We start from the raw sequence: 14,788 nt of genomic DNA, 5'->3' as shown, positions 1-14,788 counted from the left end.
TTGTGGAAATGGATTACTTCATTACTTATTCATGTGCAAAATCAGCTGCGCTTACCGTTTTACGCTGACCATCCGGGCCAACATAGTCCAAAGCAAGCGTATAACCACCGCCACCTTCAATAAACAGCAATTTGAAAGGGTGGTAGCCTTTACCTAAAGCCACTTGTGCCGACTTTTCAATTGCGCTGTGTAAACCATCATTGTCAACCAGTAACTTGTTGTTCAAATACAAATTACTCCCATCGTCCGCACGAAGATAAAACGTGTATACACCATCCTCAGCTGCATAAAAATAACCTTCATGCTGTGTTCCAAAAGTCGGCGCCTGTTCTTTCACCGGAATCTCAATTGCAGCAGTAATGGCATCAGATTTTTTATCCGATTCCTTAATCTCAACCACTGATTTATAAGACTTAGGATAATAAGAGAATTTCAAACCTTTTTCCGCTTTACCTAAGGATACCGCTTTTGAATAGGCTTGCTGGTCGTAATCAATGGTATAAACTTCACCCATTTTTCCATTTGGACGGAAGGCCGCAATTTTAACCTGAACAGGTTTATTGATCAGCAGCTGCCCATTATATACCGTAGAATTAACCGTCGGATTGCTGCCATCTGTCGTGTAATGCAGGATAGAACCAGCTAATGGGTTGATGATTTTCAAAGTCGTCTGATCTACAAAAACACTTTTCGGAGAAAAGCCAGTCAGGTCCGGCTGACGGTAATTGATGTTCATGGCATCCAATAAAGGATACTGTGCATTCATTCTCTGCTCAAAAGAAGCCCAATCTTTTTCTCCGGTGCTCCAGGCCACTTCAGCAAGTGCCTGCATTCTAGGAAAAACCATGTATTCCAAACGTGCTTCCGAAGGAATGTATTCTGTCCAGATCCCTGCCTGAACACCCAATACCAATTTCTCTTCTGCTTTGGTAAAGCCGTAATTGTAGGGATTAAATCCATAAACCTTTTTTAATGATCCTGCATCCTGCTGAGCATCAAAATAACAGTACTCACCAGGCATCATGATCATATTTAAGCCCTTTTCTGCCGCATGTTTTGGTGCTTTAGGTACCCATGCTCTCCAGTACATCATGGTTGCAGTAGGAGATACGCCACCCTCCAGAATCTCATCCCAGCCGATCATCTTTTTACCTTTGCTATTGAAAAAGCGCTCCATACGGTGCACGAAATGGCTTTGTAACTCTTCCACGCTTTTTAAGTTTTCGCGTTTCATCATTTCCTTGCATTCCTCAGATTTAGCCCAGCTGTCTTTTTCTACCTCATCAGCCCCTAAATGCACATATTTGCTTGGGAACAGTGCGAAAATCTCCGAAAATACATTTTCAGCAAACTCGTATGTCGTCTCTTTACAAGGGCATAAAGGCTCGGAGAAGGTTTTTCCTTGCTGACTGATTCCAGAAGCCGTTAGCCATGGCATGAGTTTCGTAGCCGCCATCATGTGGCCCGGCATATCTATTTCAGGGATCATCTCTACGCCACGGGAGCTCGCATAGCGAATCAGGTCGCGCATTTCATCCTGGGTATAAAAACCACCGTACATTCGTTCGCCATCAATAGTTTTGAAATGTTTTTCCGGCAGGGCATAGTCTGGATTGTCTTTCGCCAGCTTCAAACAAACAGAGTCCTGGCCATTTAATTTCCTCCATGCACCTTTTGAAGTCAGCTCCGGATATTTCTTAATCTCTATACGCCAGCCTTGATCATCGGTCAGGTGGATGTGGAATTTGTTAAATTTATACAAGACCATGCGGTCGATAAAGGTCTTTAAATAAGCCATATCGAAGAAATGTCTGGATACATCCAGGTGGATGCCGCGCCAGGCAAATTTTGGTGCATCAGCAACCTTCAGCGCTGGAACCACAAAAGATGCCGCACCAGGTTTTAAGGCAGGGGCACCAATTAATTGTTTTAAAGTCGAGATGGCCCAAAAAGCACCTTCCGGGTTTGCAGTCAAAATGGTGATCTGAGTAGGTTCTACCAGCAGTTTATAGCCTTCTGCAGCGGTAATTCCCGGATCTTTCTTGATCAGGATAAAGTTAGGACGTTTGGTGCTGCTCCTTAAACCAGCAGTAATTTGCTGAAGTTCTTTGGCCGCATCGGCAAAACCAGCTCCTCCGCCATTGCGGATCACCGTGTTCTTGTACCAGTTGAATTGGCCTGGCATCTTTTCCAGCTGCGCAGGCTTAGGAATAATCGGGTAACTCGCTTCCTGTGACAACACCGTAAAACTGGTGCTGACAGCTAGGAAAGAAACTAGTAAAAATCGTTTTAGGTTCATTTAAATCGTGTTGTGTGTGTTTCAAATTAACTAAAAAATATCCGAACAATAGCTATAAAACAGGATAGTTTGAGGGGAATACTTTCCTAATTAATTCCTCTAAAAGCTTTTTTTATTAAAAGAACACACTATTTTTAGAATATGAAATTGTATCGTCCGAAGCTCCAGCGTTTTCTCCTTAGCTTTTCCCTTGTTTTTATCAGTACTGCCGGCAGTATTTATGCCCAGAAAAAACCAAATATCATTGTGTTTCTTGTCGACGATATGGGTTGGCAAGATACTTCTTTGCCTTTCTGGACACAAAAAACACCTTTAAACGAACGTTACCATACGCCAAATATGGAAAGACTGGCGAAAGATGGTGTGAAATTCACGAATGCCTATGCTACCCCAGTATGTACGCCAAGCAGGGTGAGCATGATCACAGGAATGAACGCGGCACACCATAAAGTAACAAACTGGACTTCTCCTCAGCTCAATGTTTCTTCCGATAACACAGATGAGCAGTTTGCACCTGCCACCTGGAATTATACTGGTCTAAGTCCTAAAGCAGGCATTTCAAATACGATCTATGCCACTCCATATCCGCAATTGCTAAAAGATGCCGGGTATTTCACGGTCCATGTAGGTAAGGCCCATTGGGCTTCAGTAGGTACGCCAGGGGCGAGTCCTTACAACCTTGGCTTTATCGTAAACGTGGCTGGTCATGCCGCTGGTCATCCCCAAAGCTATTTCGCACAGGATTATTATGGCAATAAACCGGGTAAAAATACCATGCAGTCGGTACCGGATTTAGAAGAATATTATGGCTCAGATACTTTCCTGACGGAAGCACTAACGCTGGAAGCGATGAAAGTATTGGATGGCCCGATAAAGAATAAGCAGCCTTTTTATTTGAATATGGCGCATTATGCCGTTCATGATCCTCTACAAGCTGATCCTCGTTTCTATCAGAAATATGTAGCTAAAGGTTTAGATCCGCAGGAAGCCAAATACGCTTCTTTAATAGAAGGAATGGATAAAAGCCTGGGTGATATTATGGACTATTTAAAAGTAAAAGATGTGGCTCAAAATACCATTATTATCTTTATGAGCGACAATGGCGGACTCAGTCTGACACCACCGAGAGGGGGTCTACCACATACACAAAACTTACCTTTGAAGGCTGGTAAAGGCTCTGTAAATGAAGGAGGTATCCGCGAGCCAATGATCGTGAAATGGCCTGGTGTGGTAAAACCTGCTGCAACTGCAAACCAGTACGTCATCATCGAAGATTTCTTTCCAACCATACTGGAAATGGCAGGGGTAAAATCATATAAAACCATTCAGGAGGTAGATGGAAAAAGTATCGTACCGATCTTAAAGAATGTAAATTATACCGATAACGAACGTGCGCTCTTTTGGCATAGCCCGAATAAATGGATCTCTAAAGATGGGCCAGGAATCAATTATAAATCTGCCATCAGAAAAGGAAACTGGAAGTTGATTTATAACATGCGGGACGGCAGCAAAGAACTTTATGACCTGAAAACGGATATTGGAGAACTAAAAGATCTGGCGCTGGAAAACCCAGGAAAAGTAAAAGAATTGTCTGCCTTACTAGCTGGGCAATTGAGGAAATGGGAAGCACCTATGCCCATTGTTAAAAGCACCGGAAAACCAGTAGCAATGCCAGATCAGACCGACAAATAATACCTGAAAAAAACCTAAACAAACAAATGAAAAGATACCTGATATCCATGGTCATGATCATGGCTTTAACTAATTTTAAGCCCGCATCAGCACAAGAAAAGAAAACCTGGAATCCAGCAGCAGATAGTCTCCAGGTCATTCATGGCAGAGGCTGGTCAAATGGCTATAAAAACAGTTACGACCGCCTCCCTGCAGCTGCAGAGCAAAAGGTTCGGACTGCAGTTTGGAACCTGGCCGAAAATAGCGCTGGACTAAACCTGAGGTTCAAAACTGATGCAGAAGAGATCGTCGTTAAATTTACAGTAAAAGGGGCACTTCAGATGCCACACATGCCGGCTACTGGTGTGAGCGGTGTAGACTTATACGTCAAGGACATCAATGGGAAATGGCTCTGGTGTGCCGGTAAATTCGCCTTTGGAGATACCATTCAATACCGCTTCTCGAATATTTTGGGAAAAGAAGGTCAGGTGAAAGATCGGGAGTACAGATTATACCTGCCCCTGTACAATAGTGTAAAATGGATGGAAATTGGGCTTCCAAAAGAAGCCAGTTTAACAAAAATTCCTGTACAGCAGGAAAAACCAATTGTAGTATATGGCACTTCTATCGCTCAGGGTGCCTGTGCCACAAGACCAGGTTTGGCCTGGACCTCCATCACCGGAAGAAAATTGGACCGGCCAATGGTAAACCTGGGTTTCTCAGGAAACGGGAAGCTGGAGCCCGAACTCCTGGATTACCTCACGCAAATAGATGCCAGTCTATATGTGCTGGACTGCCTGCCTAACCTGATCAGCAAAGACATGAATACCACACTGAGTAAGAAGATCGTAAATGCCATCAGACAAATACAGCAGAAAAGGCCTGGAGTTCCTATCTTACTTACAGAACATGATGGTTTTGCAGAAGCTGAAATGCAGCCGATCAGAAAAAGGGAAATAGAAACGATCAATGGAATCCTTAGAAACACCCTAGATTCCCTAACCAATATAGGGGTTAAAAACCTATACTTGCTTTCCAAAACAGCGATTGGGCAAGACATTGAAAGTATGGTGGATGGGGTACATCCCAATGATATCGGCATGATGAACTATGCAAGCGCATATGAAAAGAAGATCAAAAGCATTTTTAAAGAGGCGGAAGGTAATGTTTCTACCACTATTCCGGTTACTCAAAGAAGAGATGCCAACACTTACGACTGGGAGACCAGGCACAACCAGGTTTTAGCATATACAGCAGCACATCAGCCGAAACTGGTTTTTATCGGAAACTCCATCACCCACTACTGGGGAGGGCAGCCCGCTGCACCGCATGTGAATGGAAAAGACTCCTGGGCCAAATACTTTGGAAATAAAAATGCAGTGAATATGGGCTTTGGATGGGACCGGATTGAGAATGTAATTTGGCGCGTCAATCACGGAGAATTGGATGGTTTTTCTGCTCAACAAATTGTGCTGATGATCGGTACCAATAACCTGGAATTCAACACAGATGAAGAGATTATACAAGGGCTTAAAATGCTATTGAAAACCATGAGGGATAAGCAGCCAGATGCAAAAATATTAGTGGTTGGTATTCTGCCAAGAAAAGGCATGGAGATGAGGATTGGAAAGCTGAATCTACTAATCGCCAAAATTGCTGCGGGCAAAGATCTTAAATTTATAAATGCCTCAGCTGTTTTCCTGAATCCCCAAAAACGGATTGATGAATCCTTATTTTCTGATGGCTTACACCCAAATGAAAGAGGATATGAGCGATTAGGGAAGATCCTGGCGCTGGAGATAGAGCCATCAACCCGGTGATTTTGTACATAAAAAAAGGCGGCTTAAATTTTAAGCCGCCTTTTTTAGAAATGAAATTCCTTATTTCACACGCTCCACATATTCACCTGTGCGTGTATCTACTTTTAATTTATCACCTTCGTTTACGAACAATGGAACTCTGATTTCGATGCCATTTTCTGTCGTAACCATTTTCTGAGCACCAGAAGAAGTATCGCCTTTAACTGCTGGTTCTGCATAAGTTACCATCAATTCAACGAAATTTGGAGCCTGAGCCATAATTGGTTCTTCACTTTCAAAAGAAACAATCACATCCATTCCTTCTTTTAGGAATTTCGCTGATTCACCGAATAATTCTTTAGCAACACTGAACTGCTCGAAAGACTCATTGTCCATTACTACAAAATAATCACCTTCTTCATATAAATATTGGTAGTCACTAGTCTCTACGCGGCAAATTTCTACTTGCTCATCAGTTCCTAAGCGGGCTTCCACAATTTTTCCAGTTTTAATGTTGCGAAATTTACCTAAGTAGAATGCGCCACCTTTACCTGGGGTACGGTGTAAGATTTCAATAACTGTTACCAGTTCGCCGTTAAAACGTAAAATGTTTCCTACTTTAATTTCAGATGCCTTTGCCATATAAATGTAATTGTAAAATTTGAGTCCAAATATATGTGCTTTTTTGGTTATTTATACTTTTGCCAGCTAAGAAATTGCGCTTTCTTTTCACAATTTCATTTAAAAGCATCGTCCTGCTGCACTATTCTGAACTTATAATTCTAATAGACATCGCATTTACCACGGTCATTATGGTTCCAGGCTTAAGAAGCGGGATCTTTTTTGACACCATAAAAAACCGGAGGTACTAGACCTGAAACGAATTAATGAGTGAAGAAAAATGTTGGGAATGAAGGCGGTGACTGCTGAGGCTAAAGTAAAGATGACGGGGATAGACGATGTGATGGGGAGTTTACAAACTAAGGCGAAGTTTGCCGAATCATTTAACTTCAGCTATGCTACCAGCCAGTTGGCTTTGGCTTTCCTCAAAAAGTTTTAACTCTAATAACTGCTGACATTCTTCGTAGTCTTCAATAGTTACCGCGTTATCCAATGCCATCTGAAGCAGAGATAACCTGATTTGTTGTTGAACTGTATCTTCCATTTTTGCTAGTTGAAAGGTGATTTTGAAAAATTTTGCGCGTATACATTATAGTAATGGAAGGGCTATTAAAATTTTGTATAGAATGTGATAACATTTAATTGGCAAAGTTGTTTTTAATAATTTTTTTTATTGACCGCTATTTGGGAATAAAGAATTTTGAAGGTAACCCTGATTTGTTTTGGCAGGATAAATGTTGCTTTTTATTTATGAAAGCAATCGTAATTACCTCCTTTGGGGCCCCTGATGTATTGAAACTAGAGAATAGAGAAAAACCTGTGATCAATGAAAATGAAGTGTTAATCAGGGTAAAGGCCGCCGGAGTGAATCGTCCCGACGTATTTCAGCGAAAAGGCAGTTATCCTCCACCTCCTGATGCGCCACAGGATATTCCAGGATTAGAGGTGGCAGGAGAGATTGAAGCATTGGGTACAAATGTGAAACAATGGAAGCTAAATGACAAAGTGTGTGCGTTAGTGGCTGGTGGGGGCTATGCAGAATATGTAAAAGTTAATGCTGGGCACTGTTTGCCTATCCCAGAAGGACTAACTTTCATAGAAGCCGCTGGCTTGCCCGAAACTGTATTTACGGTTTGGAGCAATGTATTTCAGCGTGGTCACTTACAACCTGGAGAGCGTTTGTTGATTCATGGTGGCAGCAGTGGGATCGGCACAACCGCTATCCAATTGGCAAAATATATCGGCGCAGCAGTAGTCGTTACTGTCGGCTCTGAAGAAAAAGGGCAGTATTGCCTGGAATTAGGAGCAGATCGTTTTATCAATTATAAGACGCATGATTTTGAAGCTGAATTGAAAGATCAGCCGGTTGATGTCGTGCTGGACATGATTGGCGGTGCTTATTTTCCAAAGAACATCGAAATTCTAAAGCCTGATGGCAGATTGGTATACATCAATGCCATGGAAGGGAATACGGTTTCGTTGAACATCATGCAAATGATGCGCAAAAGACTCAGTATCACCGGAAGTACTTTGCGCAATCGCGAAGCAGAATTTAAAACCGCCCTGACTCAGGATATTTTAGAAAAGGTATGGCCAATGTTTGCCAAAGGGAAATATAATCCCACGATTTTTAAAGTTTTTCCTTTAGCTGAAGCCAGCAAAGCACATGAGTTGATGGAAAGCAGTGCACATCTTGGTAAAATTATTCTTGAGCTTAAATAGCTGAAATAGAAAACTTGGTTTTTTACGCTTGTAAAGCTGAATAATTGAAGTAAACTTTTGTTTAGTATTTGTATATTTGGTTAAAACCAACCAAATATAAACAGCTAATGAATAGAAAAGAATTTCTCAAAAATTCCGGACTTGCAGGTGGTACACTGCTTTTTGCAAAGTTCCCTGAACTAACTCCAGCAAAAAATAAGGTCAGATTTGGCATGATCACAGATTTACACCATGATATCATGCACGATGGGATGGATCGCTTGTCCGCTTTTATCAAGGAGATGAATATTGAATCACCAGATTTTATCATACAGGGTGGTGATTTTTGCTTTCCAAAAAAGGAAAACCTTCCATTGATGGAGGTTTGGAATAAATTTAAAGGACCAAAATACCATGTAATCGGTAACCACGATACAGATGGTGGATATACGCGGGAGCAGGTGGTCGACTTTTGGAATGCGAAAGGAAAATACTATTCATTTGATGTGAATGGTTTTCATTTTGTAGTCCTGGATGGTAATGAACACAATCCAAGTGAATACCGGCCGCAGGGTTATGCACGTTACATCTCTCGGGTACAGTTGGATTGGCTGAAAAAAGACCTGAAGGAGACGGCTTTACCAACGGTAGTTTTTTGCCATCAGGGTTTGGATAATGATTCGGGTGGCCTGGAAAATGGAACGATGTTAAGGTATACACTGGAGCAGGCAAATGAACAATCTGGTCAGCAGAAGGTAGTGCTGGTGCTCAGTGGCCACCACCATCAGGATTATTACAATTACATCAACAAGATTCATTATGTGCAGATCAATAGTGCTTCCTATCAATGGTTAGGTGATGATTATAAGGAAAGCCGCTATTCTGAAGTGGTAGATAAATCACATCCGAATATTAAATATACCGTTCCCTATAAAGATCCAATATGGGCAATGATAGAAATTGAAGGGAAAGGAAAGATTACGATTAAAGGGAAGAAAACAGTTTTTGTAGGTTCATCACCGGAAAAAATGGGGGTTAAGATGGACGATTATATCTATCCGATTGTGCCTTATATTTCAGATAGGAAACTGGGCTAGTCAAGAATGGCCCAGCAATGTTAAACCTGCAAATAACCTATCTTTTGATCGGTATTTGCAGGTTCCTTGTGCCAGACCATTGTATGGTTAAATTTTGCTCCCCATAGCAATCTTCTTACTGATAAACTTCTTTTTATTAGGAATAGATTCCATCTTTCCAGGCTTTAGTAAAATTCTTTTACTGCCATTCTTTGCATAACTAGCCCTATGTGTAAAATATTTTCCATCAGACTGCTGTTCATAGAAGCTGATCTCTAAATCCATATGAGGGTATCTATGCTTTGTAGACTTTGCTGGTGCTGCCCAGCCAAAAGTTGCAAGGAGAATAGACAGCCGAAGTATTCCATATCTCTTTCTGCAGCGGCTGTTGCGCTGAGCCGACTAAGAATAGAGGTTGCCACAGGGAATGACCAGTAATTTGTCAGTATTTTAAAAGTATTTTCAATAGAGGTTGATAGGGCCTATACAAGCCTAAAGACCTATCAAAGTCTTATGAAATTCCTTTAAACTTTCTTTTAACGCTGTACTAATTAAAAACTCAACAGCAACAATACCTCAGATATAATCCGTATGTTTATCCTATTGAATCGGATCTTATTCTTTTTAATATCAATCAATTAACGTCTCTTAATCACTCAAACATGGCAATAGCTGCAAACGGACCGCATGGTCACTTCATTGGAAAAATAGGAAATCTTGTTTATTATATGCTCAACGGGCAGCCTGTAGTCCGGTTAATCGGCAAAAAAGGAAAATCCAGCAAGCTTCAACTGGCCAATTACCAGTCGATGGCCGTCACGATGAAATTGCTCAATAGAATGGGCAGCTTTATTAAACTAGGCTATGGTTTACAAGCAAATGGAACGGTATGTAATGCCCATAACCTGGCGACTTCCTATCATAAAAAACACGCTTTAAAAGGTGAATACCCTAATATAAGTGTGGATTATAGTAAGGTGAAACTGAGCCAGGGCGTGATGCCAGAGACCAAAAATTTAGCAATAAAAAAGGTCGCAGCTGGGCTGGAAATTACTTGGGATGCGGCGCATGGTAATGAATTGCAGCACAACGATAGTGTTATGGTGATGATCTGCTGCCCGGAAACTGGAAAAGACCAGGAATACCTAAATGTAGCCAGAAGATCCGAAGGGAAATGTTTTATTCCGATGCAGGAAGAAGCGCTAAATCAACAGATTGAACCTTATATTTCCTTTATCTCTGCGGATGGGGAAAGGGTGTCGGACAGCGTTTATCTAGGTAATTTGAACGGTTTAGGTCACACAGAGGCAGAAAAACAGGAGCAAAAGAAGTATCAACAGGTAAAAGAGCGTTTTGATCAGGTGTCTGGCAGCTATCTCAGACAATTGAAAGAAAATTATAATACTCCACCAGGTACCAAGGCTTTCAAAGTCCTGGAAAAGGAATATAAGGTACTTAAAGAGAAGTTGGATCATTTACCCGGAAAAAGCAAAAGTCCCACCCTGGAGTGAGACCTTGCTACTATTAACTACTACTATCCTTAAAATTTATGGTATTAATCGCGATTATTTCTTTGTTTTAAAGTCCTTATTAGATTCCTCATTTTTCAATGCAGTAACTACTCTTTCCTCGAAAGGCTTCAAATTAAGACTCAATTGCTGCTTAGAAACAGGCATTTCATTTGCTGTTTTCAGCGTAGGGGTATACCCACCTGAAGACATGTAAAACATATCCGGATATTTCTCAGAAACACCTTGTTCATAATCTACCCGCTGGCCAGGTTTACCATCTGTATTGGAGAACCTTACTTTGTTAAAGTTTACCCATTTTCCGGTCTGATCTTCCATTCCCCAGGCATTGTAATAGTATGCTTCTCTGCGAACCTGGCCATTTGTGTAACCGAAATTCTCAAGGAAAGAATAGAAACCATCAAACATCCGCTGTTCTTTTGGCGCTCTCCAGGTAGCTACATATTTCCAGTCTTCACCTTCCAGTTTATACCAGGCAGATAACACCACAGAATTGTTATCCTGTTTCAATACATTCATTAAAAACTTCACAGGCTCCGCGGTTTTCCAGTTGGCAGTTTTTACATAAGATTGTCCGCCGGTACCCTCGCCACCAAAAGTGTTGACAGTTGTCGATTTATCTTTGTCTACAAATGACACGTAATCCTGTGCTGTGATGGTTTTGTCGTTTTCGGCATCTTTGCTGTCCCAGACCGAGAAAAGCACCCTGCGTTCCGTATTGGAGTTCGTTTGTATCCCCATATACCCACGGTAAAAACCTAAGCTCATGTAATATGTTGCCAATGGATCGCCACCTTTTGGAACCATAATCTCCTGATAAATCCAATTGTAAGATTTAGTAGTCGGTTCCGTACTGCTGAAACTTAAGTGCACAGAAGGGGAAGACTGGTAGTCGGTTTGATGAACCTGTCCACCATCCTTTAAGGATTTGAAAGTCATTGTGTTTATTTTGATGGCCGATTGCGGATCAGTAACCGGTTTCAATTCGTACCTAAAATACCCCGTTTCTGGTACTGCTATATTGCCTGCAAATAGAGAATTGGCTTGCCCATTACCATTAAAGGTTATTTTTTTAGCGATGTTTTTGAATCCTTTATTAGGAGCAGTCGGACTGATGATCAGCTCGAAGGTTAGTTTTTTGCCATTCTCAACGGTATTGTCGATATAAAAATCATACTGTCCAGGTTTGTGATAAAGATACCAGACTACGCTTTTACTCTTGTCGCTCCATCTGGAAACAATGCCTTTATCTTCTGGATAGCCAACTGGTACAGAAACCCCTCGGTCATTGGGGCTAAAAGGTTCAATGTAGGCTTTGTTGGCTGGCACAGTAAATACTTCCTTGAAGCTTTTACTTTGGGCAAAGCCTGAAAGTGTGGCCGCCATCAACAGGATGGTGCTGAGGCCGGTTTTAGGATTTAGTGAATTTGGTTTCATTGTGTGTTTGGTTGTTTAATCAAATAACCAGATTAAATTGGTGATTCTTAATGTTTTTGTTTACACAAACGTTTGCGGAAATTTTCCTTTTCTACACCAAGGCCAGTTCTGTAAATCAGAACTGGCCTTGGTGTATTAATTTGAAAAGGGAATGAAGCAGTATTTAGTTAGGCGTTGGTGTTAGAAGGTTTAAGGGGAGGAGCATCAGGAATGCGCATTTGCCCGAACAAATCTTCTTCAAGCGGCAGCACCGTTTCTAATTTCTGTTTTTCTTCCTTAGGCTTTTCCAGCTTGATTTTTTCTTCCTTTAACTTGGTTGCTTTTGGACTATCAGAGCTGTTTTTAATGGTCTTAGGTTTCTCCTCAATGGATTTTTCTACTGTTTTAGATTTTGTCTCCGCCTGTACGGTTACAGCTTGGATTTGCTCGCTTTCCATCTGCTCTTGTTTAGCTTCAATGGGTGCTTCTTCGGTTTGAACTTCTGGCTGGGAACTATGAATGGCGACCGGAACAGAACCACCGCTCACATGAGCAGCCGTTTTTGCCAGATCTTCAATGATGCTTTTTCCCAGGATGTCAGCTGAAATGTTTTCTTTTTTATCAAGATTTACTTGAGCAAGCTGCGCCTTCAATTCTTCTAATTGCTGCTGCTGTTCCAGAACTAAGGCTTGCTGTTCCTGAATCAGGAGGTCCTTTTCGTTCAGCTGAGCTTTTAATCCATGGATACATTCGCCTATTTCTTCCGCACCACCAGCTAATTTATTCAGTGTTTTAGAGAAATCATTTAAGATCTGGTTGTCCATTTTCTCCTGGTTGCGGGCATAGTGGTCTATTGCTGCCCATCCTTCTTCAAAAATGCTGCGGATTTGAACAGCTGCTTTGTATTCCTTTTTACTTGGCGCTGTTTTAATCACATAGTCAATAGAGCGGTAACCATCTGGCTGAATTTTCAGCTCAACTCCTTTATCGGTAAATTCCTGGTGGACAGCTGCGGTATCTTCTTGTCTGAAATTCGCAGTGATCTTGTCAAAAACTACAAATTGATCAAGGATACTTTCATGGATCTTGGCCCAGTCAGATTTAAAAAGAGGAATGATCCTGATGCTGATCAGGTCGTCAATCAGTGCTTCATAATTGGTTAAATCAATGTGGACTGCTGGATTTTCCAATTGATAGGCTGCCAATTTATACATCAGTTCTTCTGAGGTGTTGATCTGATACCTGATCGCATGTACCCCATTAAATTTGAAAAGTATTTTGACAACTCCGTTGCCAATTTCATCATAAGCAGCTCTTTTTGATTCAAAATCCGAGCTGATGTTTAATAGTTCTTCGTAATTAAGGTTTGCGGCTTTAAAATCTGCTGAAGTCAGCTGGTGTTTGCTTAGGAAATCAGCTTGTTGGATCTTACTCATTTCTTGTGGGATCATACTCATTTATAAACGGTTTTTTGGTTCTTTTTAAGGTGGTTCTTCTATTTCAAAAATAGTCTTTTTGGGCAGATTAGAAATAATATTGAGGATTTTGAGGCAGGTTTTTAAACCGTTATTTGTGTCAGTAATTGAAACTTATTGATACACTGTGAACTGCATTTTAAAATTTCATTTGAAAACATTAGATAAAATAGCGAAATCCAAAGACTAAAGTAAATTGCCAGCTTAAAACTCAAAGGCTGTCGTAAAAAGCTTGCTGTAATAGGAGCGGTTCAGATGAAAAAACAGGCCGGACTATATTAGCCGGCCCGCTGAGTATCCTTTCATTGACCATCAATGGAGGACATAAATTATAGATGTTTGAAGCAGGATACTGCTTAAAAGTCAAACAAGTCTTCTAAGAAGGATTTCTTCTTTTTAGGATAACCATTGGTATGATTTCCGTAACCTTGCTGATGACGCTGGTCCTGACCGCGTTGGTCTTGTCCGCGGTATCCTTCCTGACGGAAATTCTGCTCCCGACGATCCTGTTCCCTATGGTCTTGTCGGAAAGACTGCGTATCAGGTGTGCTGCCGCCTTTTTCCTGGTCGAATGCCAATAACTTGTCTAACTCACCCCGGTCTAACCAAATGCCACGACATTTTGGGCAATAATCGATTTCTACATTATTTCTTACGGTCATTAATAGGGTTTCCTGGCAACTTGGACAATTCATATTCTAATTTTTTTTAATAGTTAATAGCGATCACAATTATTTTAAACACTTAATCCCAGGCAAGATCACCAGCAACCTATTATTCCTAGTATTTAGGATAGGGGCTATGTTGTCCAGTAGGGAGTTAAGCAGAGGGGATGCGCTGAAAGCTAAAATGGCGTCAGCCTAAAAAGAAAAGAATATTCTCCATGTTGAGGCCAGTTCCATGGGGCAACAGCAACCTTTGCTGCGGCCTGAGGCAGTACTGGACTTACAATGGCATCTTGATTTGTAATGCGGGTTTGAAAATACTTGGCTTTTTTAACCGCAGAAGTATAAGCCCTATCCAGGGGAACATCTTCCAATAGTTCCCCCTGGTCATAAGAACTGTAAAAGAAAACAGAATGCTCATTGGAGGAATCTGCAGAAAAAGCATTTTGTATAAAAAACACTCCCCACACGAATACGAGTGTCGCGAGTACCACTTTTCTTAAACTAATTGTCTTTTCCAATTGATCTTATATGCC

General features: G+C 41.2%; 13 protein-coding genes. 6 read left to right on the top strand and 7 right to left on the bottom strand.

Annotated elements, in window-relative coordinates; translation table 11 throughout:
* Nucleotides 1-25: 25 nt before the first annotated feature.
* Nucleotides 26-2,299: a family 20 glycosylhydrolase gene (locus K7X70_RS08970; RefSeq protein ID WP_222536733.1), complete on the bottom strand. Its 2,274-nt coding sequence runs from the start codon at nucleotides 2,297-2,299 to the stop codon at nucleotides 26-28.
* Nucleotides 2,300-2,440: 141 nt separating this feature from the next.
* Between K7X70_RS08970 and K7X70_RS08965 the strand changes: the two genes are divergently transcribed.
* Together K7X70_RS08965 and K7X70_RS08960 are read left to right on the top strand one after the other, a co-directional pair.
* Nucleotides 2,441-3,991, top strand: coding sequence for a sulfatase (locus K7X70_RS08965; RefSeq protein WP_222536732.1), 1,551 nt, complete (start codon nucleotides 2,441-2,443; stop codon nucleotides 3,989-3,991).
* Nucleotides 3,992-4,017: 26 nt separating this feature from the next.
* Entirely contained in the window at nucleotides 4,018-5,790 is a 1,773-nt protein-coding gene (locus tag K7X70_RS08960) for an SGNH/GDSL hydrolase family protein (protein WP_222536731.1), read from the top strand.
* 60 nt (nucleotides 5,791-5,850) lie between these two features.
* Here the strand turns inward: K7X70_RS08960 and efp are convergent, their stop codons facing one another.
* Entirely contained in the window at nucleotides 5,851-6,411 is a 561-nt protein-coding gene (gene efp / locus K7X70_RS08955) for an elongation factor P (RefSeq protein ID WP_062548962.1), read from the bottom strand.
* A 259-nt stretch (nucleotides 6,412-6,670) separates the two neighbouring features.
* Between efp and K7X70_RS08950 the strand changes: the two genes are divergently transcribed.
* From K7X70_RS08950 to K7X70_RS08940, 3 genes are all read left to right on the top strand, one after another.
* On the top strand, nucleotides 6,671-6,829 hold the full coding sequence (locus K7X70_RS08950) for a hypothetical protein (RefSeq protein WP_222536730.1): 159 nt from the start codon (nucleotides 6,671-6,673) through the stop codon (nucleotides 6,827-6,829).
* Nucleotides 6,830-7,140: 311 nt separating this feature from the next.
* Nucleotides 7,141-8,112, top strand: coding sequence for an NAD(P)H-quinone oxidoreductase (locus K7X70_RS08945; RefSeq protein ID WP_222536729.1), 972 nt, complete (start codon nucleotides 7,141-7,143; stop codon nucleotides 8,110-8,112).
* 107 nt (nucleotides 8,113-8,219) lie between these two features.
* Nucleotides 8,220-9,188 (top strand): metallophosphoesterase family protein, encoded by a 969-nt coding sequence (locus K7X70_RS08940; protein ID WP_222536728.1) that lies wholly within the window; start codon nucleotides 8,220-8,222, stop codon nucleotides 9,186-9,188.
* Nucleotides 9,189-9,275: 87 nt separating this feature from the next.
* Here K7X70_RS08940 and K7X70_RS08935 read toward each other — a convergent pair whose 3' ends face one another.
* A complete protein-coding gene (locus tag K7X70_RS08935) occupies nucleotides 9,276-9,452 on the bottom strand; it encodes a hypothetical protein (RefSeq protein ID WP_222536727.1) in 177 nt (58 codons plus the stop codon).
* A 377-nt stretch (nucleotides 9,453-9,829) separates the two neighbouring features.
* Here K7X70_RS08935 and K7X70_RS08930 point away from each other — a divergent pair, with 377 nt between their 5' ends.
* Entirely contained in the window at nucleotides 9,830-10,678 is an 849-nt protein-coding gene (locus tag K7X70_RS08930) for a DUF6266 family protein (protein WP_222536726.1), read from the top strand.
* A 54-nt stretch (nucleotides 10,679-10,732) separates the two neighbouring features.
* On the opposite strand, the gene K7X70_RS08925 is transcribed toward K7X70_RS08930, so the two are convergent.
* The 4 genes from K7X70_RS08925 to K7X70_RS08910 all read right to left on the bottom strand — a co-directional run bounded on the left by K7X70_RS08925 (nucleotide 10,733) and on the right by K7X70_RS08910 (nucleotide 14,773).
* The gene (locus tag K7X70_RS08925; RefSeq protein WP_255607024.1) at nucleotides 10,733-12,133 is read right to left on the bottom strand and encodes a DUF3472 domain-containing protein; all 1,401 of its coding nucleotides are present in this window, start codon (nucleotides 12,131-12,133) and stop codon (nucleotides 10,733-10,735) included.
* A gap of 167 nt (nucleotides 12,134-12,300) precedes the next feature.
* Nucleotides 12,301-13,569, bottom strand: a complete 1,269-nt coding sequence (locus K7X70_RS08920; RefSeq protein ID WP_222536725.1) for a RelA/SpoT domain-containing protein — start codon at nucleotides 13,567-13,569, stop codon at nucleotides 12,301-12,303.
* A 374-nt stretch (nucleotides 13,570-13,943) separates the two neighbouring features.
* On the bottom strand, nucleotides 13,944-14,282 hold the full coding sequence (locus K7X70_RS08915) for a TFIIB-type zinc ribbon-containing protein (RefSeq protein ID WP_222536724.1): 339 nt from the start codon (nucleotides 14,280-14,282) through the stop codon (nucleotides 13,944-13,946).
* A gap of 149 nt (nucleotides 14,283-14,431) precedes the next feature.
* Nucleotides 14,432-14,773 (bottom strand): hypothetical protein, encoded by a 342-nt coding sequence (locus K7X70_RS08910; protein WP_222536723.1) that lies wholly within the window; start codon nucleotides 14,771-14,773, stop codon nucleotides 14,432-14,434.
* Nucleotides 14,774-14,788: the final 15 nt, after the last annotated feature.

The organism is Pedobacter polysacchareus (genome assembly GCF_019802255.1).
In the GTDB taxonomy this organism is placed as follows: domain Bacteria; phylum Bacteroidota; class Bacteroidia; order Sphingobacteriales; family Sphingobacteriaceae; genus Pedobacter; species Pedobacter polysacchareus.
Note: the sequence above shows the minus strand (reverse complement) of the source record. Positions and strands in the feature narration are given on the sequence as shown.

Bases quoted from the DNA above. Each gene is read 5' to 3' on its own strand.
- K7X70_RS08970 (WP_222536733.1), bottom strand. From the start codon at position 2,299: ATGAACCTAAAACGATTTTTACTAGTTTCTTTCCTAGCTGTCAGCACC.
- K7X70_RS08965 (WP_222536732.1), top strand. From the start codon at position 2,441: ATGAAATTGTATCGTCCGAAGCTCCAGCGTTTTCTCCTTAGCTTTTCC.
- K7X70_RS08960 (WP_222536731.1), top strand. From the start codon at position 4,018: ATGAAAAGATACCTGATATCCATGGTCATGATCATGGCTTTAACTAAT.
- efp (WP_062548962.1), bottom strand. From the start codon at position 6,411: ATGGCAAAGGCATCTGAAATTAAAGTAGGAAACATTTTACGTTTTAAC.
- K7X70_RS08950 (WP_222536730.1), top strand. From the start codon at position 6,671: ATGTTGGGAATGAAGGCGGTGACTGCTGAGGCTAAAGTAAAGATGACG.
- K7X70_RS08945 (WP_222536729.1), top strand. From the start codon at position 7,141: ATGAAAGCAATCGTAATTACCTCCTTTGGGGCCCCTGATGTATTGAAA.
- K7X70_RS08940 (WP_222536728.1), top strand. From the start codon at position 8,220: ATGAATAGAAAAGAATTTCTCAAAAATTCCGGACTTGCAGGTGGTACA.
- K7X70_RS08935 (WP_222536727.1), bottom strand. From the start codon at position 9,452: ATGGATTTAGAGATCAGCTTCTATGAACAGCAGTCTGATGGAAAATAT.
- K7X70_RS08930 (WP_222536726.1), top strand. From the start codon at position 9,830: ATGGCAATAGCTGCAAACGGACCGCATGGTCACTTCATTGGAAAAATA.
- K7X70_RS08925 (WP_255607024.1), bottom strand. From the start codon at position 12,133: ATGAAACCAAATTCACTAAATCCTAAAACCGGCCTCAGCACCATCCTG.
- K7X70_RS08920 (WP_222536725.1), bottom strand. From the start codon at position 13,569: ATGAGTATGATCCCACAAGAAATGAGTAAGATCCAACAAGCTGATTTC.
- K7X70_RS08915 (WP_222536724.1), bottom strand. From the start codon at position 14,282: ATGAATTGTCCAAGTTGCCAGGAAACCCTATTAATGACCGTAAGAAAT.